The 23,948-nt window shown below is 40.6% G+C and carries 18 protein-coding genes and 1 pseudogene; 7 read left to right on the plus strand and 12 right to left on the minus strand.

The annotated features are described in order from the left end of the window. Positions 1-10 precede the first annotated feature (10 nt). Together FD723_RS26010 and FD723_RS26015 are read right to left on the minus strand one after the other, a co-directional pair. The gene (locus FD723_RS26010) at positions 11-1,477 is read right to left on the minus strand and encodes a cytochrome c (protein WP_179067950.1); all 1,467 of its coding nucleotides are present in this window, start codon (positions 1,475-1,477) and stop codon (positions 11-13) included. Between the two features lie 66 nt (positions 1,478-1,543). Continuing rightward, positions 1,544-2,938: an NADH:flavin oxidoreductase gene (locus FD723_RS26015; protein ID WP_179067951.1), complete on the minus strand. Its 1,395-nt coding sequence runs from the start codon at positions 2,936-2,938 to the stop codon at positions 1,544-1,546. A 668-nt stretch (positions 2,939-3,606) separates the two neighbouring features. Here FD723_RS26015 and FD723_RS26020 point away from each other — a divergent pair. The 3 genes from FD723_RS26020 (at position 3,607) to FD723_RS26030 (ending at position 8,318) form a co-directional block, all read left to right on the plus strand. Then, positions 3,607-5,616 (plus strand): hypothetical protein, encoded by a 2,010-nt coding sequence (locus FD723_RS26020; protein WP_179067952.1) that lies wholly within the window; start codon positions 3,607-3,609, stop codon positions 5,614-5,616. A gap of 291 nt (positions 5,617-5,907) precedes the next feature. Beyond that, the gene (locus tag FD723_RS26025; protein ID WP_179067953.1) at positions 5,908-7,383 is read left to right on the plus strand and encodes an alpha/beta hydrolase; all 1,476 of its coding nucleotides are present in this window, start codon (positions 5,908-5,910) and stop codon (positions 7,381-7,383) included. 143 nt (positions 7,384-7,526) lie between these two features. Then, positions 7,527-8,318: an SDR family oxidoreductase gene (locus FD723_RS26030; RefSeq protein ID WP_179067954.1), complete on the plus strand. Its 792-nt coding sequence runs from the start codon at positions 7,527-7,529 to the stop codon at positions 8,316-8,318. 151 nt (positions 8,319-8,469) lie between these two features. Here the strand turns inward: FD723_RS26030 and radC are convergent, their stop codons facing one another. From radC to FD723_RS26045, 3 genes are all read right to left on the minus strand, one after another. Further along, complete coding sequence (gene radC / locus FD723_RS26035; RefSeq protein ID WP_179067955.1) at positions 8,470-9,201, minus strand: DNA repair protein RadC; 732 nt, start codon at positions 9,199-9,201, stop codon at positions 8,470-8,472. A gap of 220 nt (positions 9,202-9,421) precedes the next feature. After that, positions 9,422-10,360 carry a phosphoribulokinase gene (locus FD723_RS26040; protein ID WP_179069289.1) on the minus strand — a complete coding sequence of 313 codons (939 nt, stop codon included), beginning with the start codon at positions 10,358-10,360 and terminating at the stop codon, positions 9,422-9,424. A 298-nt stretch (positions 10,361-10,658) separates the two neighbouring features. Beyond that, positions 10,659-11,093 (minus strand): CoA-binding protein, encoded by a 435-nt coding sequence (locus FD723_RS26045; protein ID WP_179067956.1) that lies wholly within the window; start codon positions 11,091-11,093, stop codon positions 10,659-10,661. 143 nt (positions 11,094-11,236) lie between these two features. Between FD723_RS26045 and FD723_RS26050 the strand changes: the two genes are divergently transcribed. Next, the gene (locus tag FD723_RS26050) at positions 11,237-11,899 is read left to right on the plus strand and encodes a class I SAM-dependent methyltransferase (RefSeq protein WP_179067957.1); all 663 of its coding nucleotides are present in this window, start codon (positions 11,237-11,239) and stop codon (positions 11,897-11,899) included. Positions 11,900-11,945: 46 nt separating this feature from the next. On the opposite strand, the gene FD723_RS26055 is transcribed toward FD723_RS26050, so the two are convergent. The 5 genes from FD723_RS26055 to FD723_RS26075 all read right to left on the minus strand — a co-directional run bounded on the left by FD723_RS26055 (position 11,946) and on the right by FD723_RS26075 (position 16,542). Continuing rightward, positions 11,946-14,135, minus strand: coding sequence for a xanthine dehydrogenase family protein molybdopterin-binding subunit (locus FD723_RS26055; protein WP_179067958.1), 2,190 nt, complete (start codon positions 14,133-14,135; stop codon positions 11,946-11,948). Then, complete coding sequence (locus FD723_RS26060; RefSeq protein WP_179067959.1) at positions 14,132-15,109, minus strand: xanthine dehydrogenase family protein subunit M; 978 nt, start codon at positions 15,107-15,109, stop codon at positions 14,132-14,134. The genes FD723_RS26055 and FD723_RS26060 overlap by 4 nt, the downstream gene beginning before the upstream one ends. Further along, positions 15,096-15,605, minus strand: coding sequence for a (2Fe-2S)-binding protein (locus FD723_RS26065; protein WP_179067960.1), 510 nt, complete (start codon positions 15,603-15,605; stop codon positions 15,096-15,098). Before FD723_RS26065 ends, FD723_RS26060 begins: the two co-directional genes overlap by 14 nt. A 143-nt stretch (positions 15,606-15,748) precedes the next feature. Continuing rightward, positions 15,749-16,033, minus strand: coding sequence for a hypothetical protein (locus FD723_RS26070; RefSeq protein WP_179067961.1), 285 nt, complete (start codon positions 16,031-16,033; stop codon positions 15,749-15,751). A 5-nt stretch (positions 16,034-16,038) separates the two neighbouring features. Beyond that, the gene (locus FD723_RS26075; RefSeq protein WP_179067962.1) at positions 16,039-16,542 is read right to left on the minus strand and encodes a hypothetical protein; all 504 of its coding nucleotides are present in this window, start codon (positions 16,540-16,542) and stop codon (positions 16,039-16,041) included. Between the two features lie 256 nt (positions 16,543-16,798). Here FD723_RS26075 and FD723_RS26080 point away from each other — a divergent pair, with 256 nt between their 5' ends. Further along, a complete protein-coding gene (locus FD723_RS26080) occupies positions 16,799-17,989 on the plus strand; it encodes an NAD(P)/FAD-dependent oxidoreductase (RefSeq protein WP_179067963.1) in 1,191 nt (396 codons plus the stop codon). Between the two features lie 481 nt (positions 17,990-18,470). Here FD723_RS26080 and glcD read toward each other — a convergent pair whose 3' ends face one another. After that, positions 18,471-19,943, minus strand: coding sequence for a glycolate oxidase subunit GlcD (gene glcD / locus FD723_RS26085; protein ID WP_179067964.1), 1,473 nt, complete (start codon positions 19,941-19,943; stop codon positions 18,471-18,473). Between the two features lie 549 nt (positions 19,944-20,492). Here glcD and FD723_RS26090 point away from each other — a divergent pair. Together FD723_RS26090 and FD723_RS26095 are read left to right on the plus strand one after the other, a co-directional pair. Continuing rightward, positions 20,493-22,097 carry a transporter substrate-binding domain-containing protein gene (locus FD723_RS26090; protein ID WP_179067965.1) on the plus strand — a complete coding sequence of 535 codons (1,605 nt, stop codon included), beginning with the start codon at positions 20,493-20,495 and terminating at the stop codon, positions 22,095-22,097. A gap of 37 nt (positions 22,098-22,134) precedes the next feature. Beyond that, positions 22,135-22,860, plus strand: a pseudogene (locus FD723_RS26095) (Uma2 family endonuclease). Positions 22,861-22,915: 55 nt separating this feature from the next. Here FD723_RS26095 and miaA read toward each other — a convergent pair. Further along, on the minus strand, positions 22,916-23,839 hold the full coding sequence (gene miaA / locus FD723_RS26100; protein ID WP_179067966.1) for a tRNA (adenosine(37)-N6)-dimethylallyltransferase MiaA: 924 nt from the start codon (positions 23,837-23,839) through the stop codon (positions 22,916-22,918). Positions 23,840-23,948 lie beyond the last annotated feature (109 nt).

Below are 23,948 nucleotides of genomic sequence, written 5' to 3' on the forward strand. Positions count from 1 at the left end.
AAAGTGTCCTTCAAAGTTTCTTCATGTACTCAACAATTGCATCTTTCTCTTCTGGGGAAAGATCAACGCCGTACAAGTGACCGCTATTGCTGTTACCCTCAAGTTTTGTATCGAACTTGAAGTATTTTTTACCATTTTCTTCAGCGACATCAGAGACAAAGCCAACTTTGGTTCTATCGATAACGTCATAGCCCCGGTAGAATTCTTTTGGTCTATTCTCTGGTTTTTCTAGTAAATCCCGGAGGGTGGGGACTGAACCATTGTGTAAATAAGGGCCGCGTAACCAAACACCATCAAGGGGCATATTTGCATAGCCATTAGTCTTACGGAAATGCTTAAAGCGCCACGGATAACCTGCATACAAGGTATTTTGGTTAGAGATGGTTTCATAAGTGAATGAATCTAGGCGATGTCGGTCTGTTCCAATTTCTTGAATTGGCACAACTTTGCCTGTATAAGCCCCACCAAAAACGTGACAGCTAGCGCAATTACTTTCAAAAAGTGGTTTTCCTGTAGTTGCTAAAGTTTCGTTAACTTCGTAGGGATATTTTGGTGGTGGTAGTTCCAAAAGCCAATCGGCAATTCGTTTAATGCGAGGCAAATCAATCGTGGTAGGCGTGACTCCAGTCCCTAAAGCTGCACTCTTATTTCGTTCATCAACAGAACTATTATTACCATCCCAATGCAACTCTAGTCCCTTGCGGGGTCTTTGATTCCAAATTGAGGGGAAATCAGAAGTACCAATTAGTTCATCCTGACGCAATTTATCCATTGGGAAATGGAATTGAATTGCTTTATAAGGATTAAAAGTATCTACTCTTCCTGGACCCCAATCTGGTTGTGTTTCCACAAACTTCAGTCGATATGCTTGATTAATTAGTGCATCCCTAGTTTGGGGAATTGCAATGAAGCGATAAAGTAATTTTTCAATGGGATTCAGACCACCACTGATTTTTTCAATTTCTGGTAACATTCGGTTGGCAGTAAAGCGCTCATCCACACCAACTGCTGATAAAAATTTGATATATCCCTGCAAATTAAGTACATTAGCAGGCATTGCTGTAACCACTTGATGGTCGCTATTAGGATTATCTCGCAGCGTCCCTGTATGACATACAGCACAATTCAACCCAACTCGATTAATAAATACTCTCCGTTGCGAAAAACCTACAGGTAAATCTTGATCGGGTTCTTTGATAAATCCCAGGGAAGTATAACCTTTGCCAGGTAATTTATCTGGGAATAATTCTGGTAAAACTTTCCAAATCCAGTAAGGAATACCATTGATGGGTTCGCTGCCAATTGAACCATATTTAAAGTGGTCTTGAATGTCAGCATAATCCACTGGAGAGTTTGACAAAACAGGCCAAAGGAAAAATACTGCTACTGCAATAACACCGACAATCACAACCCAAATTCGCTGAAAGATTCCCTTAATTGAGGTAGGGAGTAGGGTAGGGTTTGTTTGTTCAGTCATGAAACACTCCCCATATTGTCGAGATTATTTGTAAGCGAAATTGTCAATTTGATACCCATCGCTTTTTTATTTAGATGAATTGGCAAACTGAGTTGGATGAAAGACTGACATGACTTCTTCCATCATCTCTTCGTAACTATTGAAGCGATCCTGCTCGTAACAACCCAAAGGATTCTCAGTTACATTCAGCAGGCATTTATTACAATAGGTACAGGGTTTATCTGCTAGGTCTTTACCTGCTTGAAAAGATTTAACTAAGTCATTATTAGCAATTAGGGTACGAGCCATTGTGACACCATCACAATACTTATCATTAATTGCCTGACGAATATAAGAAGCCTGTTGCAAACCACCAGTACATAGTACGGGAATATTAACGTGCTTTTTAATTTCTCTGGCATCTAGTAAGTTTCTGCCTTGGTTCTCTGCCAGCAATTGCTTGATTTTAGGGTCTTTTACATCGTCCCCACTAAATGCTTGTGGAGCCAATTGCTTTTTGACCCGATTCCATAAAAGATTGAAAACAGGATGCAAAAATGAATTGCGAAATAAAATGTAGTTGCGTGTAGTCTCTACGCCACTCGACAACATGGTGTCATAAGTTCTGCTAATGACATCGAAATTAAAATCACCAATGGGATTGAGTGGATGAGGAAATAAGCTACCAGTTGATACATGGACGCCATCAGCCCCAGCTTCTTCTGCCCATTTACAAACTTGGATGGAGTCTTGTATGGTATTACCTGGTTTTTCCCAAAAGGTGACGGCGTTGTTATAATCAACAGCACTAATTTTGAATTGCAGGTGAAAGTCGTTACCTACTTCTTTGCGAATTGCCCTAATTACATCTAGCAAAAACCGCGCTCGATTCTCTAATGAACCACCATATTCATCTTGACGGTCGTTAATTCCAGAACTGAGAAATTGGTTAAAAAGATATCCATTCGCACTATGCAATTCTATTCCATCCAAACCTGCTTCCCGGACACGTCTAGCGCCATCGGCAAAGTATTGGATTGTTTGTTTAATTTCTGCTAGTGTCATCGCTTGACACAAAAAACCGTGGAATGGCTCGGTTTGGCTAGTGGAACTTAATGCTTTTTTTCCTAAGTTTTCGACACCGCCAATATCCTGCTGTCGCCCCGAATGACTTAATTGCAAGATAAATTTACAGTCATATTCATGGACTTTTTCTCCTACTTTTCGCCAAAAAGGAACGGTTTCATCAGAGTGAATTGTGGCGTAATTGGGCATAATTCTGCCCCGGATGGCGACTGGAACAAAGGAAGTAATAATTGCCCCGACGCCACCACGAGCAAACTTTTCTTCCCAGTTGATTCGGGCTTGAGTACCTGAACCATCGTAGTTATCCCATCTTCCTGAAATACTAGAGCGAAATATCCGATTTTTGACTGTGAGATTGCGGAATCTCAACGGTTCAAAGATAATATCGTTTTCCATTTGTTCCTCTGTGTTTCGTGTTTTTTCGGCAATAAGATTAGGCTTGGTGAATTTTTTTTAGCACCAACAGTCTCGCCAGAGAACTGCTATTTTCAGCGTCTCTGGGAGGGTAATTTTTTATGTCTACAAATCTACAGTGGAGGTTTTCGGATGGGAACGCTAAGTATTAATTTTTTGTTACTTAGATTTACTTACCAAATTTCAGCATGGGTATTTAGCCTTATTGGTTTTTACAGTTATATAAAGACTTTTGCAATTTGTAAACCTACGGTATTTACAGAGAAATTCTTAAAAAAAGCTAAAATTTTCCTCTTTTTATTTCTCTGCTCAGGTTAAGGCAACTTTAAAAGAAGCACTTGACGATTTGTTACAAACATTACCAAGTACGTAAGTAACGCATATAACCATAGCAAATTGGTTATTGAAACCACTGTAAATTTACAATTTTTTAAATTTTTTGTTTAGAAATGTATAAAAGTTTATTAATGACGTTTTGCAAACTTGTGTAGTAAGTTCATATATAGCGAACCTCAGTAAGGTACATTTTAAATCATCAAAATATCCCAAGACTAAATCTGGAAAATGGGAAATTAGTGATGAAGCATTAATGTGCCTCTGCAAACGTGAGGTCAGTGGAGAAGGTTTAGGGGTTACAACCAGAGAGTTTTATGAAAAAGACAAGTCTATTTTTTAAGGGCTGTCTGCTCCTCCTGTTCGTGACTATGTTTATAGTCTGCGGCTTTTATGGAACGCCTACAGCCCTCGCTGATGAGTATAGTGAAACACCTGCGCCCATAAGTAACAAGTACTCTGACACTGGTGTAAGCGAATACCCTGATAACTGTGAGGGTATCGGTTATCTCCCAGAGTACACAAAGGAGAATTTGACAGATGCCGAAAAACGGGGTCGTTGCACCTGGTACTTATGGACTGGCGGTAATGACAAGTACTATCGTGATTTAGCGAAACGGACACATGGCGGTGCCGATCTGCTAAAGCTGATTGACTCAAAAGAGCATGACAAGCGATTTGAGTTATATGGCGCAATTAACGATCCTGGATGTGAAAAATCCACAGAGAAAGATGAATACGGGTTGCAGTTAGATAAATGTAAAGACCCGCTCTCAACTGGCGTGATTGGGTTGCGTAAGTTCCCCAATCCCAACTTCGACCAGGCAAAATGGAACGCTGAGGAGTATTTTAAAACCTCACAAGTCGAGCCTCCCTACTTGATTGGACAGTCTTGTGCTATCTGTCACGTAGCATTAGATCCCCTCAACCCACCCAAAGACAAGGAACATCCGAAATGGGAAAACCTCGTACCAGCATTGGGTAATCAGTACATCAAGGAAAACAAATTCTTTGGAACCAGCGTTGGGGAAAATAGTTTTGTTAAGCAAGTACTTGATTCTCAAAAACCTGGGACTTCTGATACTTCGCGGATTGCCACCGATCACATCAACAATCCGAATGCGATTAACGCTATTTTTAATTTAGGCGATCGCCCCAAATATCCAGAGGTGATGAACGATGGTTCAACCAAGGATGTGAATCATATTCTCAAGGATGGTGCAGATTCCACAGGAGTCGCCAATGCCTCACTACGCGTTTACGTCAACATTGGGATGTGCGGCGATTACTGGACAAGTCTCCATGAACCTTTATTAGGCAGAACTCCCCAAAAACCTTTTGACATCGCCAAGGCGCGGAAGGAGTGCGAAGGCTGGAGACAGACAGAAGCACGTATGGCTGACGCCGAAGCATTCTTGAAAACCATCAAGCCGATGCACCTGAAAGATGCACCTGATGGTGAAGACTTCTTAACTAAAGACGAGGAAGTTCTCAAACGTGGCAAGCTAGTTTTTGCTAGCACTTGTGCTAGTTGCCATTCCAGCAAAAAGCCACCTGCTGAAATTGCTGCTGACCCCGAACAGGCTCAGAAATGGTATGAAGAGTCTGTACTCAGTAGTAATTTCTTAGACCACAACTTCTTGTCTGATGACCAGCGTTATCCAGTTACCCTAATTGGTACTAATGCGGCGCGATCGCTAGGGACAAATGCCACTAAGGGGCATATTTGGGATCAGTTCTCATCCAAGACTTACAAAGAACTGCCATCACCAGGTACTTTGACTCTGTACAACCCCTTCGATGAGAAAAAACCCATCGAATTTAAAATACCAGACGGCGGTTTGGGATATTACCGTACACCTTCGTTAGTAAGTATTTGGGCAACAGCACCACTTCTTCACAACAACACACTAGGACTTTACAACGAAGATCCTTCAGTGAAAGGACGTGTAGAAGCCTATACGGATGCGATGGAAAAGCTACTCTGGCCTGAAAAGCGTGAGGGAATTATCAGCAGGACATCTAAAGATACTAAATTAGAGCTTCCCCCAGGAGATCCGAATCCGAGATTTAGAATTCCTGTTCCTAAAGGTACGCCTGTGAATTTGCTGGCAAGCATTAATATCAGAGAGGCGATTACATCTCTCAATCTCAGCAGCCTTTTCCAAGACCTGAAACCAGGTGGAGGAATCAAGAATAAGTTGGCACGTGTGCTTTTAAGAGCCAACAAATCTCCTGACTTCGTGGAAGATGAGGGTCATTATTTTGGTTCCGATCTCCCAGATGAAGATAAGAAAGCCCTAATTGAGTTCGTGAAAACTTTCTAGTACAGCTTTGTGTAAAATCGTAGTTTTTTCAACGCAGAGGAACGCAGAGAATTTACTACGAATTAATGAAATGGTGTACTAAGGGACTGACAAATAAAAAATACTCAATTATTTCTTGTGGGGTGGGCGTCTCGCCCGCCTTAGGCTACAAGCGCTCATGTTGCCCACCCCACAAGATTGGATAATTTATTTGTTGTCAGTCCCTAAAACAACTTGTCTGAATACTCTGCACTCGTTCCCAGTTTTAACCTGGGAACGAGCAAAAATATTTATTACATAGCGGGGATATATATGCAGTATTTACCAATCATCTTCGTTCGTGGATATGCAGGTACACAAAAAGATGTTGAGCAAGTAGTTGACGATCCATTCTATGGATTCAATAATGGTTCAACCCATATTCGAGTAGATGAGAACGAAAATCCCCAGAAGTTTTTTTTCGAGAGTCCATTACTGCGGCTAATGACCGATCATGGTTATCAACCGATTGTTGACAATCAAAATGTGAGCAATCAAATTAAAAGATTGTCTGGACAACTTAATAAAACTATTTGGGTATATCGATTTTATGATGTAACTACACCTAGTTTTAACTCTTCAAGTGTAGTCAGACAGGAGATGGAGGAGATAGCTGAGGGTTTAAGAAAACTGATCCAAAATGTTAAAGAAACGACGGGGGTTGACAAAGTTTATCTTGTTGCCCACTCAATGGGAGGTCTTGTTTGTCGTAGCTTGATTCAAAAGATTTATCCAGACAAAAACGAGCAAGCTATCGATCACATTGACAAATTCTTTACCTATGCTACACCTCATGGTGGCATTTTTTTTGAGATTGGAAGTGGCTTAATCGAAAACCTTAGAGACAAGTTTAAATTAAATAATTCTGATGACTTTGGCCCCCAGCGGATGTACCAGTATTTAACACCTGAAGCCAACAAGCCAACAGATGAATTACCCGATGACTTTCAGCTAGAAAAACTACAAAGCCTAGAAGATGCATTTCCACCAAACCGCGTTTTTTCTCTAATTGGTACTAATGCACATGATTATGAAGAACTTTTTGGTATTTCACAAAAGGCTGTAGGGGTGAAAAGTGATGGTCTAGTTCAAATCGATAAAGCTTACATTACAGGATCTCATCGTGCTTATGTTCACCGTTCTCATGGTGGGCGTTATGGCATAGTTAACTCAGAAGAAGGTTATCAAAATCTACAACGCTTTTTGTTTGGTGATATCCAGGTGAAACTATCTCTGAGCAATGTTGAGTTAAAAGACCAGGACAATAATTTTTATCAACTGGAAACTAGGGTTGCTTTACGTGGTCTTCCTATTCCTATATATGAGCAAGCGATCGCTCATTATTGCCCAATCACACAAGAGTTACTCAGAACAGATAAACCTATTCCCCTGTTTACAGCTTTCTTAATCCCCAGAAATTCAGCTAGTGATGATAATACCTGTAGATATGCTCTGCGTTTAGCACTGCATTCTTTTACAAAACAAGAGACAAATTGGTTGCGTGACAGTCATCTCGACCAAGTACCACTGTGGTCTGACTATTTAATTACTGATGTTGCCGCATCAAATAACACTTACAACGCTACCTATAGTTGGAATTCCGATCAAAAAGAGCCAGTAATAGACTTAACTCCCAATCCAGAATCCAGTTCAGATGTATATGTTGCTTATGTTTCTTTACCTGAACGGGGGCAAAAAGTCTTAGGAACAAATGCGGCAGTTCGCTTAGAAATTTCCCAATGGAAATAGATGTCATTTTTGATAAGAAGCCTATTGAGTGAGCAAAAATCTACCTGGATAAGGATTTTAGACTTTCCTATAGCCAGGGTGATTAAAGAACGTTAGGTTACTAATGATTCATTTGTTTTGAAGCAGTTAACAAAGGGAAAATTATGCAAGGTAATCGCAAACAAACGGCTCTAATTACGGGTGCATCTGGCGGCATCGGTTATGAGTTCGCGAAGTTATTTGCTCAGGATGCTTACAATCTTGTGTTGGTAGCTAGAAGCGTGGACAAGCTGAATAAAATCGCTGATGAATTTAAAAAGAAATTTGGCGTTGATGTCAAAGTTATTTCCAAGGATTTATCTAACCCATCAGCCTCAGAAGAAATTTTTACTGAGCTAGAACAAGCATCAATCAGGGTTGATGTGCTGATAAATAATGCTGGCTTTGCTACCTACGGATTATTTCACGAAATTGACTTGAATTCTGAACTGCAATTGCTACAGGTCAATGTCTTATGTCTGACACATTTAACCAAGTTATTCCTCAAGGGTATGGTTCAGCGTGGGTCGGGAAAAATATTAAACGTGGCTTCGACTGCTGCTTTTCAGCCAGGGCCTCTGATGGCAGTATACTACGCTAGTAAAGCCTATGTCTTATCATTCTCAGAAGCGATCGCTAATGAATTAGAAGGTACAGGCGTTTCTGTAACAGCCCTTTGTCCAGGCCCTACCGAATCCGGTTTTCAACAGAGAGCCGCAATGGAAGACTCAAAGTTGGTAAGCGGTCAAAAAATTATGACTGCGGAAGCGGTAGCCGAAATTGGCTATCGTGGTCTATTTGAAAACAAAACTGTTGTTGTCCCTGGAATTAAAAATAAGCTACTCGCTGAATCTGTAAGATTCACTCCCAGAAAGCTAGTGACAAAACTAGTCAGAAATATGCAGGAAAGCAAGTAAGTCGGCTTAAATAATTATTGTTGGGATAAGGCAGGGGGCAGGGAGCATGGTGAAGAGGACAAGGAGACAAAGAGAAATACTTGTTGCAGGTTCTCACTAAAGTTACCTTGTCCCCTTGTTTCCCCTGCTCCCTTGCCCCCCTGCTTTTTCACTAATCCCCCTGCGGATGTTCATCCCACAAGGTTGTTATTTCCCGTAAACTCTGATGATTGCCATTGCCCAAAATCAGATGATCTAGTACCGGAATACCCAAAAGCTGCGCCCCTGCTAATAACTGACGCGTCAATTCTATATCTTCCTGACTGGGTTCAAGGTTCCCAGAAGGATGATTGTGGGCAACTATTGCCCGTGTTGCACCTTGACGAATAACTTCTCGAAAAATATCACGGGGAGAGGCGAGGGTTTCAGTTGCCGTACCAATGGTAATTACTTGTGTACCCAGCAAACGATTCTTGACATCTAACAGCACCACTGCAAAACGTTCTTGTAGCTGCCACATCAAATCTTGGCTAAGGGTAGCAGCAGCAGCAAGCGGGCTATCAATTAATGTGCGATCGTTTGGACGAGATTGAAAGGCGCGTTTACCTAATTCAATTGCTGCTAAAATACTTGTTGCCTTGGCTGGGCCAACACCAGAAATTTGCATCAACTCTGCGGGGCTAACTTCTCGCAGAACTGCCAAAGGATCGCGTTGGTGTTTGCCTAATTCGCTCAAAATATATTGCCCCAAACCCACAGCAGATAGTTTTCCTGGCCCTTGACCGGTGCCTAGAAGAATTGCAATTAACTCCGCTGTGGCTAAAATTTTCGCTCCATGCGTCATTAATCGCTCACGCGGACGCTCATTTGTAGGTAGGTCGGCAATTCTGAGGCAATAGGTCATATTATACTAAGAGAATAGCACCACACATAGAACTATCCTTAGTTATCCCTCGTTTGCTCTCAAAATCATCTTTATTTGAGAAAATCTTTAAACTTGGTAAGTTTGTGTGAGTAATTTTATGTGCAACTTTCAAAGGGAACACTAAAAATAAGTTAACTAAGTCTGACAACAAGCGGGTTTGCCTCTACACAAACCCATTAAACCCCTTCATCTTCGCTGATTACTGATAAATTTGAGTTGCTTTCAGCATGTGGTAGGTAATGATCAACTGAGTCAAAGCCAGAGGATAACTTTGCAGTGTTTCTCCAGTTGTACCAGCAATTTTACCCAGTTCTGGATTACTTTCGCGATCGCAAATACTTCGCAAATGGGGCATATCAGAACAAATAATATGCTCTAGCTTATTCACCTGTTCTAAGGTGGCATGACCATCAACTTCTAAGACATCCACAGGTTTACTCATATCTCTGTCTAGCCCCAAGCGGATTGCTGAGTCAGAATTACCATAGCCAGAGTTGATAATCTGGGTAAAATCTGGGTGGGGAATTGTCGGACGTAATACCAGACGGACATTCAGATGTCCATTGATTTCATCATTATTCTCAGCGGGTGGATAGAAACTAATGACTATATCAGACCATTGTCGCTGCGGACGAATAAATTGTGCTGAGTCTGGTTCACGCTTTTCTAGTTCCGCTAGCACTTGTTCAGCAGTGTAGCCGCGCTTTTGGGTGTCTCGCTTGACTTTCCATTTAGCGCGTAGTTCTTCAGGCGGTGCAAGGTAAACTTTTACGTCGTAAGAATCACGGGCGGCACGAGTAGAATAACCGAGTAATCCCTCAATGATCACAAATTTACTGGGCTTGATATACTGCGGTGCCTCGAATGTACCAGTTTTATGGCTGTAAACTGGCTTCAGAATTGGCTGTCCTGTACGTAGCAACGATAGGTGTTGCTGCATAATATCTAAGTGGTTGCATTCAGGGTGGAGGGCAGTGATACCAATTTCTGCACGTTGTTGGCGATCGTAACGGTGATAATCATCTGTACAAATGAGCGTGACATTTTCTGGGCCGAGTACTTGAGCGATTCCTCGCGTTAGTGTTGTTTTACCAGCCGCACTGTCGCCGACAATACCAAGAATGATTGGACGACTCATCATAACCTCCCACAATAAAAACAACTTTAGTAATAAAATACCCACAATAGTTTTTATTCTAGAAGGGTTTAAGCAAGTAACTCAAACAAAGACTTGGTATGCAATATCTCTACACATAAAATGTTTGTGCGATGCCTACGGCGGTAAACTACGCTTTTTGCACAATAATTTATAATCTACATGATTCTTAGAGTTATCTGTAGGCATAAAAACTAGTACAACACGGCATAAATAAACCACCCATTCAAAATCAATGAAATGCTTACACTGTATTAATTTTGAATTCCACCTCGCGGTACTAGTCATTCCTTGATGAACCCACTCTCAGCCGCAAATATTCAATTTTAATACAAGCATCCATAACTACATTTAGTCCTGCATCTATAGCTTTTTGTGCTGATAGTTGATGCCAGATACCCAGTTGTGTCCAGACAGTTTTCGCATTGATAGAAATTGCTTCATCTACAATTTCTGGCAAGTACTCAGAACGGCGAAACACGTTAATAATATCCACGGGTTCGGGTAATTGCTGGAGTGCAGCATAACTGGCTTGACCGTCAATTTCTTTAATGAGAGGGTTGACGGCATAGACTGTATAGCCTGTTTGCCTCAAGAATTGGGCGATTTGATAACTGGTGCGATGGCGTTTATCAGAGTGACCTACAACAGCGATGGTTTTTGCTTGGATCAACACCTCATGCAGGGCGTTATCATCTTCTTTAAGGTTTGGCATTTAAAATATCCTGAGCGTAGGCGCAGCCCGTCGTAGACATCGCTTTGTTTATCATACTGAGTTACATTTAAATATAATTTTGGCTTTTAAAAAATCATTTACGAGTAAAAAAGACTCGTCTCATATTCTCAATGCCCAATTTTATGACAACTAAAACATTAGGACTCGAACAAAACCTGTATGATTATTTGCTGTCAGTCTCTCTGCGAGAACCAGAAATTTTAACTCAATTAAGACAAGAAACAGCCGAGTATCCAATAGGGAGAATGCAGATTGCTCCCGAACAGGGGCAGTTTTTGGCATTACTGGTGCAGTTGTTGGGAGCTAAAAAAACTTTGGATATTGGGGTATTTACAGGTTATAGTTCCTTGGTGGTGGCATTGGCGTTACCAGGGGACGGTAAGGTGGTAGCCTGTGATATTAGTGAGGAGTTTACAACGATCGCTCGACGTTATTGGCAGGAAGCTGGAGTGACGGATAAAATTCAACTGCATATTGCCCCAGCTTTGGAGACTTTGGATCGGCTATTGGCAACTGAAGAAGCAGAAACTTTTGATTTTGCTTTCATCGATGCAGATAAGAGGAACTATGATGATTATTATGAGCGATCGCTGCAATTGGTTCGTCCAGGGGGATTGATTGCCATCGATAATGTCCTCTGGTCAGGTAGGGTTGCTGACCCCCAAGTGCAGGATAATAGAACTAAAAAAATGCGTGCTTTTAATCAAAAGCTGCATCAAGATGAGCGAGTTAGTCTAAGTTTAGTTGCGATCGCAGATGGTTTAACTCTGACACTGAAAAAGTAAGTAGGTAGGCGTAAGGGAATCTCCGTCCGTCTTACGCCGGAGTAGTTCACAGCAGCTTATCTGGCGTAATTGGTAAGTCACGAATTCGCTTACCTGTGGCATGATAAACTGCGTTAGATATGGCAGCAGCTACCCCAACAATCGGAAGTTCCCCTAAGCTTTTGGTTCCTAAAGCATTCACATAAGGATCGTGTTTTTCAAGAAATTGTACTTCCATATTTGGGATATCTGCGTGAACCGGAATCAGGTAATCGGAAAGGTTAGCACCAACGATTCTGCCCTGATTAGCATCCATTACAGTTTTCTCCATCAGCGCCATACCAATTCCCCAAGTAATCCCACCGATAACTTGACTCCGCGCTGTCTTGAAGTTGAGAATTCGTCCTGCATCATAAACACCTACGCAACGTCTAACTTTGATTTCTCCCAATAACTCATCGACTGCAACTTCGATAAATGTTGCACCAAATGAGTGTTTGGCGTATTCTTTGCTTTCTGGGTTGACTGAGGATTCTTCTGTAACTTCTAAACTTTCTAATCCATAACGGTGCAGAATATCGGTATAGCTGTCTCGCTTCGATGGATCTTGTTTTAAAAATATTTGCCCTGACTCAACAGTAATATCTTCTGCTTGAGATCCATAAAGCAGAGAATTAGAATCAGCGATCGCCATTTGAATTATTCTATCCCGTGCGGCGATCGCAGCTTTATGCACCGCCGGGGAAACACTAGCAACTGTCATTGAGTTTCCTGTAATCGGGGCTTTCGGAAGATTGCTATCACCTAGTTCAAACTGTACTGGTAAGCCTAATACTTCCGCAGCTACCTGCGTCATCACTGTATAAGTACCATTACCGATATCTTGAGTGCCACTTTGGACTCGCACTTCTCCAGTCGCGAAAATTTCTACCTTGACTGATGCTGTTCCCGAATTGGTGGGAAATGTCGCACTTGCCATTCCCCAACCAATCAGAAAATGACGATCCCGCATGGAACGGGGAACTGGGTTGCGTTGTAACCAACCAAAAATTTCTGCCCCTTTTTGATAACATTCTTTCAGAGATTTACTTGACCAAGGTAATTCTTTATAGGGATCGATATCTGCATGATTTCTCAGTCTTAATTCTATTGGGTCAATATTTAAGGTGTATGCTAGTTCATCCATTGCTGACTCTAGGGCAAACATTCCCGTTGCTTCTCCTGGCCCACGCATGAAGGTTGGTGTGCCGGCGTTGATGCGTGCTAAACGGTATTTAACCTCCAAGTTGGGACAGGCGTACATCATGGTTGTTGCTGCACCCACTGGTTCTACAAAGTCATCAAAGAAGGAAGTTAAGGATGTGCCAATGTGATTGATTAGAGTTAGTTTACCTTCGCTGGTTGCACCTAATGTTAGCTGCTGCTGAGTTTGCGATCTGTGGCCGCAAGCAGTGTACATTTGCGATCGCGTTAGCACAACTTTCACAGGGCGTTTTACTTGCCTAGCTGCAATGGCAGCTAAGATTGTATGCGATCGCAGCAGCGCCTTACAACCAAATCCACCGCCTAAATATTTGGAGATGACGCGGACATTTTCTTGAGGAATATTGAGAACAGATGCGATCGCTCTTTGGGTTGCAGAAACGCCTTGAGTGGTTTCATACAATGTCAAATTATCCCCTTCCCACATTGCGATCGTTGCAGAAGGTTCTAGGGGATTATGATGTTCTATTGGTGTGGTATATACTTGCTCTACCAGCACATCTGCTTGGGCTTTCCCCAATTCAACGTCTCCTCTGGTGATTTTACCCGGCATGATGCCAAAAAATATTGATTCGGGTTCAAATATCTCTGCACGTGCCATTGTGAGCGTCGGAATAGCTTCTGCGTAGATAATTTTTATCTTAGAGGCAGCAGCTTGGGCTTGTTCTAAAGTTTCGGCAATTACAATCCCCAAGTGTTGACCATCGTAGTAGATATTATGGTCTTTTTCCGTTGTCTGGGGTTGTTGAGAACCAAAGAAGGGTATTTTTACCAGAGATGGGGTTTGTTGGTAAGTAACCACATTGATCACACCAGGGGCGACTGCGGCGGCGGATGTGTCTATTTGGATAATTTTACCGCTAGCGATCGCACTTTGAAAAATCACTCCATAGGTTAAATTCTCTATTGGCACGTCGGCCGTGTAAGGTGCTTCTCCGGTAACTTTCAGTCTACCATCAACGCGATCGAGTGGTTTACCGATAATTTTATTCATAATTTTTCTGCCACAACTGAGAGTGCGCGTACCAAAGCGCGTTTGACTAATTCAATTTTGAATTCATTGTGTGTTTGTGGTTTCGCTTCTTTGACGGCTGCTTCGGCTGCGTCTGTAAAGATAGCTTCGTTAATTACTTTCCCTTTTAATAACTCCTCAGCTTCCCATGCACGCCAAGGTTTGGGTGCTACTCCCCCAAAAGCGATGCGTGCTGATTTGATGATATTTTGTTCTATATCTAAAGCAACAGCTACGGAAACGAGAGCAAATTCGTAGGAAGCACGATCTCTGACTTTTAAATAATGGGATTTATAGGCAGAATTAGTCACTTCAATGGCAACAATTAATTCTCCAGGCTGTAATAGAGTTTCTTTTTGTGGCGTCTCATCTGGTAAGAGATAAAAATCATGAATTGAAATTCGACTTGCTTTTTCTATGCCTTGGATGCAAATCACCGCATCTAATGCCGTTAAGGCTACAGCTAAATCTGAGGGATGAACGGCAATACAATGTTCACTTGCTCCGAAAATAGCGTGCATTCGATTGTAACCTGTAATTGCCGAACAACCGATACCGGGAGTATGTTTATTACAAGGAAAAACCGGATCGCGAAAGTAACCACAGCGGACTCGTTGCAGTAAATTACCGCCCACTGTTGCCATGTTTCGTAGTTGTGGTGAAGCACTTTGTAATAAAGCTTGGCTAATTACTGGATAAAATTCTTGAATTTGGGGATGAAAAGCCACATCACTCATACGAGAGATTGCACCAATGCGGATTCCATCAGGCTGAAATTGAATATCTGCTAGAGGCAAACTATTAATATCAATTAATATATTCGCTGTTTGGACACCATCTTTCATTAATCCGAGTAAATCTGTGCCACCAGCAATAAATGCAGCAGTTTTGTCTTGCTCAACTGTTGCGATCGCCACTTCTTTTGAGGTAACTTTAGCATAACTAAATGGCTGCATTTTCTGTTTCCTCTAGCACATCCTGAATCGCCGCGATAATATTTGGGTATGCTCCACAACGGCAAAGGTTTCCACTCATTTTTTCTCGAATTTCTTCCTCAGATTTTGGTAATTCTTCCAATATCATCCCTACGGCTGAGACAATTTGACCCGATGTGCAGTAACCACATTGAAAAGCATCATGGGTAATAAAAGCTGTTTGCATGGGATGGAGTTTGCCATCTTGTGCTAATCCCTCAATTGTGGTAATTTTACCACCGATGTGCATTACGGCTAGAGTCATGCAAGAGTTGATTCGCCGATTATCAACTAATACAGTACATGCACCACATTCACCGCGATCGCAAGCTTTTTTAGTGCCCATCAAACCCAGCTTTTCGCGTATTGCATCCAGTAAAGTAACACGAGGCTCTAGCTTCAGGGTGTAGGAAATATTATTGATATTCAATGATATCTCTACTGCCTCTAAACCCAATATTTCCAATTCATGGGTCATGTCGCTTTGCTCCGAATTTAAAATTAATCATCCCCATAAATAATTTTACGGGTTTGAACAAGTAAAAAGTAAAAAGTAAAAATAAACAAAAAAGTTTATCAATCTTTTTACTTCTTACTTCTTAATATCGTGTTCACAAAAATTTAGAGTTGTTTTTGGTAATATTCCTCAATTGCACCGACAGCTTTTAATAATGGCGAATCCAACGGCTCAATCCAATCCGCCACACCATGAGCTAGACCAAGGGTTGAAGTTCCTCCTGATGGTTCAAGTTTACCATTCAATGTCTGGTTTTTAATCGATTGTAAGGCTGCGATCGCACTATTTATCTGTGCTGAAAGCTCAGGTTTTTTATCTTTTAGCATCTGTTCGGCAATCTCAGAGGCTCGATCGATCAGCTTGACAAATTCTTCTGTCTTGGTTCCCATAATTTTTACGGACAACTAAATTTTTCTACAACGATATTTTCTCCATCAGACCACTTGATATTTGGATCTTTTGAATCTTTAATAAATGTCTGTTGACCACCACCTGGATAGCATTCCGCAGGTACTTGAGGGCCAACAATGCCTTGATAAGTTATCGTTCCGGCTGGCAAAGTTATTTTTTCTATCATAGTGGCTTGATTGCCCCATGCTTGATTTAGAGCGAGATTCTTGATGACTTCTACATTTGTTTTATATTTGTCCGCTGTTAAATACCTGCCGTATTTATTTCCACTGTTACTATAGTAGCGATAAAAAGTCTGAGGCTGTTCTATTTTTACTTCCTGACATTTAGAATTCAGAAAGGTAATGGCAACTTCATATTCTAGAGGACATGAAGCGCTAACATCTTGGGCGAGTACTTGTGGTGAGTTTACAAAACGCGGTAATGAACTGACTGAAAAACCCAGCAAGCTTAAACCAATACATACAGAAGCTGATTTAAATTTCATCCCAACTCCTCTTCACAATCTTTTTTGAATATAAGAATGATACAGCAACCATAGTTCTGTTACAGTAAGTTTATGAAATTTAAAAGTCAAATTTAGTTAATTTATCGCCAAAATTGACGTAATGGTATTTATTTGAGGTTGTCAGATTCGCGAAGAATTCTGAGAGCGTGTAGTTTTTATTACCAGCAGTAATCGTAAATTAATATTGTTTCTTTCCCCAGTTAAGAGTTCCCTATTCCCTATTCCCCTGAGAAAAATGAACACAAATCTAACTGAGAAATTATCCAAACCCATAGTAGAGAAAGTTGCTATTGTCGGTGCTGGCCCAGGTGGTTTAGCTGCTGCTATAGCACTGAGAAGCCAAGGGATAGACGTTCAAGTATATGAAAAAGCTCAAGAATTTCGTCCGGCGGGAACTGGACTTGGACTTGCCCCCAATGGCTTAAGTTCTCTAGATGCGATCGCGCCGGGAATTGTCGAAGCCCTCAAAAGTTCAGGATGCGAAGTTCACCACACGGTTTTAAAGAATATTCAAGGAGAAACAATCCGAACGAACGCAACTAAATATTTAGAACAATACGGACAACCATTGTTGACTATTTGGTGGTATCGTCTACAGCAAGTCTTAGCATCAAGATTACCATCTGACATCATTCACCTCAATCATCGCTGCATCGGCTTTGAGCAAGATAAAAACGGTGTGGAAATTCATTTTGATGGTGAAAAATCAGTATATGCAGATTTGCTGATTGGGGCTGATGGCGTCAACTCTGTCGTCCGAGAAACTTTATTTGGCGAAGGTAAGCCTAATTATATCGGTAGTATGTGTTGGCGTGCCGTCATCAAGTATCGCCACGAACTATTTAATGACTATGAACTAGTTTTTGTCAAAGGCAATAAACAGTTTATGTATCTTCTCAATGTGGGTGGCGGCTATACCAGTTGGATTAGTCGGAAATTCTCGCCTGAATACTCCCTTTCCCACAGTGCCGATGAGGTTAAGTCTCGTATTCTCCATGAATTAGCCGACTGGGATGAATCCTTTCGAGCGGTAGTAGAAGCGACACCAGCCGAGCAAATTTGGGAAGGGCCGATTTGCGATCGCCCAGCGTTAAGCAGGTGGAGTCAAGGCAGAGTCACGCTCTTAGGCGATGCCGCCCATCCAATGGCACCTGCTATGGGACAAGGAGCCAATACCACTTTTGAAGATGCATACCAACTGCGAGAGTGTTTTTCTGATTCAGCGAATCTCCAAGCAGCTCTGACTAGCTACGAACAGTGTCGCATCGAGCGCACGAAAATCATTCAAGCTCGTAGTGCCTTAGGCGAGATGCGATACTACGACAACCTCGCGTCATCTACAGGGCAGACGCAAGAACGGCAAATGAGTCTTAATGATGATTTTCACAAATGGGTATATGATTTCAAGCCATCTGTAAAAAGTTAAATTTTAAAGTGGTATCAGTAGAGTTACTTTGAGCGCAACTTAGTTGAAAAACTCATAGCTAGCGCTAATTTTATCGAGTAATTTGAAAATATCAGAAGTGACTGTTTTTAGTCAAGCCCTGAAACGCAATAAATTCGTTGAATAATTGAGAATTATTCGTGTAAACTCAACAAAACTTAATCAAATTGTTAATTTTTATAGACAACTATCTTTTTAGGATATAGTGAAATATTAAATTTTTGAATTCCTATGTTACCGCTATTCTTGGTCAAGATTGAACGGCAATAATTAGCTGAATATCTATTTAATTTCCTGAAAATTCTCAATTGTCAAAAAGATTTCTTCATTAGCTATTTGTTAAAAGCTCTATAGCGGTTCTCGTTTACGTGAGGTACACCAGTAGGGGCAATACTCTGCGGGAAGCCGCTCCGCGTCTACATGAATTGCCCCTACACCTTGCGATATAATTTTGTGCAGAAAATTAAAATCTTTCCACACCTTCAAATTGTTTGAGTACCGATGCATTTGCAGCTTCACCACAAGTTCGTGGTGTGGGAAATATCTTTTCAGGATTTGCTAAACCTTTAGGATTAAAAACTTGCCGTACCCATTGCATAGTTTCTAAATCAACTTGGCTGAACATCTGTGGCATATAGCACTTTTTCTCTGCACCTATACCATGTTCGCCAGAAATACTACCACCAACTTGGACACAAAGTTTAAGAATTTTTCCACCCATTTCTTCTACTTGCTCTAATGCTCCAGACACAGAATTATCATAAAGAATTAGCGGATGAAGATTGCCATCCCCAGCATGAAATACATTAGCAACACGATAACCGTATTGTTTACTTAATGCCTCAATCTCATGTAAAACATAAGGCAACTGAGTCCGGGGAATTACACCGTCTTGTACGTAATAATCTGGACTTAAATGTCCAGCCGCCGCAAAAGCTGCTTTGCGTCCTTTCCATAATTTCAATCGGGTTTCTGGGTCAGTAGCAGAAGTGACATTACGCGCACCATTCTTTTTACAAATTTCGGTAACTCGCTGCTTATTTCCTGCAACTTCCACTTCTAAACCGTCAATTTCTATGAGCAGAATTGCAGTAGCATCGCGGGGATAACAATTTGTTGCAACAACATCTTCAACTGCATTGATGCTGAAGTTATCCATCATTTCCATCCCACCAGGAATAATGCCGGCGCTGATGATGTCAGAAACAGTTGCTCCCGCAGCTTCAATGCTAGTAAAATCTGCCAACAGCACACAAATTGATTCTGCACTTTTGAGAATTCGCAAAGTAATTTCTGTGGCAATTCCTAAAGTGCCTTCAGAACCAACAAAAACACCGGTTAAATCATAACCAGGCATTTCTGGGATTTGTCCGCCTAAATCGATAATATCCCCTTCCGGCGTGACAATTTTTAATCCCAAAACATGGTTAGTGGTGACGCCATATTTAAGACAATGTACACCACCAGAATTTTCGGCAATATTGCCCCCAATAGAGCAGATAATTTGACTAGAAGGGTCAGGTGCGTAGTAAAATCCAGCACCACTAACGGCTTGTGTTACCCAACTATTAATCACCCCTGGTTGTACAACTGTCCGTTGATTTTCCAAGTCAATATTGATTATTTGCCGCATTAAGGAAGTGACAATTAAAACAGAGTCTTTCACTGGTAAAGCACCACCAGATAGACCAGTGCCAGAGCCGCGCGCGATGAAGGGTATAGAATATTGATTGCATATCTTCACCACTTGGGCAACTTGTTCTGTAGTTCTGGGTAACACCACCACAGCGGGACTTTGGCGATAGCCAGTTAAACCATCACATTCATAGGTAATCAGTTCTTCGCGGCGTTGCACCACACCATTTTTGCCAAGGATAGCCTCGAATGCTTTGAGAATGGGTTTCCAGTTGCGTTGTTTTTTATCTTGAGCAAGCATACTTTATTAAAGTTCAAGGTAGATGTTGCAGGCTGATTGGTATAGCTGTAATTACTATTGTTGCAAGAATAGCAGTCAAGAGTGAGTAAAAGCGATCGTGTTTGTTGTAGAGTAAGTTCCATGAGCGAAGTTTAACGCCTTTTGCGTATTGCACTTCTCATAGATAGATTGATTTAAACGGTCATGAAACTTAGTATTCTGTTAATTACTGACTTATGCTCTTCGGACAAACTTTGCTAACGCTCTTAGTCCAACCCAGCTTATTCTGCGCTGATTTAGCAGTAAAAATGATAAACGTGAGTATTTTCGAGAAATTAAGAGGAACTCAAGTACAATTTCTCCTGTCACTCACGATAATATAGTAGATATATTTACGAAAAAACCATAGTTTTAGGAAACTATTATTTTTTGCGTAGTTTCACATAAATTGTTACAAGTACATTGCTAAATATAATTACATATTTTTCTAAGTATTTTTTGAAAATCAATTCAATTTCATGAGGTAATTTGTAAGGTTATTAGAAGCTTTATTTATCTTTAACACCCACTATGAAGCTGAGTTATGATAGGAAGCTCCACTATTTACTGAACATACTGGTAACGGTAGTAATTTTATTATTAAATTATCCTGCTTTCACACAAATAGCAAAAAATAGTGGTAATGAGGTAGGAGTAAATGAGCCAAAAACGTACTATTTTGGTCTTCTTAAAACATCTAGCCCTATTAGCTATTATGATGATGAAGGAGCTAGTTGGAAAGGTTACTGTTCTGCCTTAATAGAAAGCTTGAAAAACCAAAAATCTCTGAAGATAGAAATCGTAGAGATGGTAAGAGACTTTCGTTTTAAAGGCAGAGGAATTAATAATGAAAAACTTGATGCCGCATGCGGTTCTAACACCATAACCCCAGGACGCAGACAAGAAATCCGTCTACAAGATATTATAAATGGTAAATTCCTAAATGGTAAATTTTCAGAAACTTTTGGTTGGACAGGTGCAACGGCTTTACTATTGAAGAAAAATATCGAAAAGCTTTCTCCTGGAAATGAGTTTAAAACATTAAAATTCGGCCTCATTGGTAAAACAACTACTATAGATATAGTAAAAAAAGCTTACCCTTCATTAGAGGATAAAAATATTATACAATTAAGAAATAATCAGGATGGAATAAATCAATTAAAAAACGAAAACATTGATGTCTACTTTAATGATGAAATAATAGTGACGCGCGTTTTAAAAAAATTAAATGAAGAAGCAGGAGTAGAAAAATATTCTAGAATACCTTGGCTGATAAGTAATGAAGAATATGGAGTAGTGGTTTTTCATACAGATGAAGCTAAAAATAAGCAGCTATTGGAAGCTATAAATTCTTTGCTGAGATCAGCCGAAATTAAATCTTTTGGCAGCACAAAGCTTAAAATATTGAACAATCCATATTTTCAGGATTTTATTCAAAAAGATTTGAGCTATTACAGCGATAAGAGTTATCCTGCGCCTAGTCCAAGCATCGTTACTCCTATAACCAGCCCAGAGCGACTAGACCCTGTACCCATTCCAGACCTCTGGAGAAAAATTCTTTTTATCTTGGCTGTACTAACTATTCCTCTGGGTATATTTTTGTTGTTTAAAAGGTATCAAAATCTAAACAATAACAAATTACAAAGAAAAAGTAAGGGAATAGAAAATTCTCATCCTCAAACGTCCAAAAGTTTGGATGATAAATTAGGTAATTCATTACCTAATATTAATGTTTATCTCCATAACGCTAATAATCAGTCTAAAACTAGAAGAGCGAATATGAATAATACTAACAATTTCAACCAGCCTAATTCAAACATAACTATTGGTAATCAGGGTACAAATACAAATACAAACACTCAACAATTTGTTCAATATACATCTGAACAAAAGCAAGATTTATCTCAATTTGCAAAAGACATAGAGCGAATTTTAGAAAAAGTTGATAAAAATCAACCTAATGCGACTCAGGCGGAAAAACAAAACATAATATCTTATGAAATTCCTCTAGATCAAAGAAGTAGGATTGTGAGAGCTTTAAAAGCCGGAGGGGAAAAGGCACTCGAAGAGTTGCTTGATAATCCTTACCTTAACGTTGCAATAGCTGTTGTTAAAGAATGGCACAAAGAAGAGTAGAAGAGTAGGATTACATTCTCAAATACCAGATAAAATCATGGTTCAGCAAGTTCTAATCAATGATGATGATTACTATGTGCCAGATGCCAACCAGCTAGTCACTGAAAATGAAACTTTAGATAATTTTGCTACTTCCAAACAGAAACGCCTTTTAATTAGTTCTCTTTACAGTTCTTTACAGCAGCAAAATTTTTTAGCAGCAGCCAATGTCGGTATTTACCATACAGATGAACAACCCGCAATTGTACCCGACGTTTTTCTTAGCTTTGATGTGCAATTATCTCAAAATTAGTGGGAAAAAGAAAATCGTTGTTATATGGTTTGGCGTTTTGGCAAACCTCCAGAATTTGTCCTCGAAATTGTCTCTAATCAAGAAGGTGATGAACTGGGCAAAAAGCTAGAAATTTATGAACACATGCGGGCTAGTTACTACATCGTATATGACCCAAATCAGCAATTAGGAGAAAAAGTACTACACATTTATGAACTCAGAGGAAGGCGCTACTTTGAAACTTCAGAAAATTGGTTAGAACAAGTTGGTTTAGGCGTAACTCTATGGGAAGGTAAATTTGAAGATAGACAAGATACTTGGTTACGCTGGTGCTACCAAGATGGTAATATTTTATCGACTGGAGATGAACGCGCCGAACAGGAACGAGAACGTGCCGAACAAGAACGAGAATGCGCCGAACAAGCAGCACAACGTAACCAATTGCTAGCAGAAAGGCTGCGTGCTATGGGCGTAGATCCTGACACTCTATAGGACACTGGCGTAAAGACGCAAAAAACTTTGCGTCTTTGCGTGAGTAAAAAAGTTATCACGAACTTGTGCAACTTATAAACTCATTTATACGCTGCCAAACATTCTCTAATAAATCAGGATCATTGGCATCAAACCATTCAATTTGTGGATATCCTCGAAACCAAGTACGTTGTCGCTTGGCAAATTGTCGCGTATGCAAAACTATTAATTCTTTCGCTTCATCTAAAGAAATATCCCCAGCCAAATATTGCTTAATTTCTTGATAGCCCAAAGTATTCAACAAAGACAAATCAGCGTCATATTTTTGACAAAGATTCTCCACCTCTTTAACCAAACCATTTGCTATCATTTGCTCAGTACGCTGTTGAATCCGAGCATCTAACTTTTCAACATCGCAATCTAACCCAATTTGCAAAATCGGATAATTCGGTGGATTCTCCCCTTGCTGTTCTGAAATGGGATATCCGGTGACGTAAAATACCTCTAATGCTCGTAAAGTCCGCACTAAATCATTTCCATGAATTTTTTGTGCGGCAGCTGGATCAACTTGTTGTAACATAGCGTAGAGTTGTAGTTGACCTAGAGATTCAAGCTGCGATCGCAATTCCGTTTGTGGTGCAACTCTCGGAATTTTCATCCCTCGAACAATAGAACGGATGTATAAACCAGTGCCACCAACTAGTAGAAGTGGAGGAGATGAGGGAGATGAGGAAGATGGGGGAGAATTAATTAAGGCTTGTGCTTGTAGCTGATAGTCTGCTACCGTCATTGTGTCTGTGGGAGCGCAGATATCTATTAAATAGTGCGGCACTAATTTTTGTTCCGCCACAGTTGGTTTCGCCGTCCCAATATCAAACTCACGGTAAACTTGACGAGAATCAGCACTGAGAATTACAGAACCCAACCGCATCGCCAAAGCCAAAGCCAAACCCGATTTCCCCGTTGCCGTTGCTCCACAAATCACAATTAATTTAGTCATTAGTCATTGGTCATTAGTCATTGGTTATGGGACATAGGGCATTAGTTATTTCTCCCCCTGCCTCCCCTGCTTCCCCTGCTTCCCCTACTTCCAGCTCCTTTGCCCCTCT

This window comes from Nostoc sp. C052 (assembly GCF_013393905.1).
Taxonomy (GTDB): Bacteria; Cyanobacteriota; Cyanobacteriia; order Cyanobacteriales; family Nostocaceae; genus Nostoc.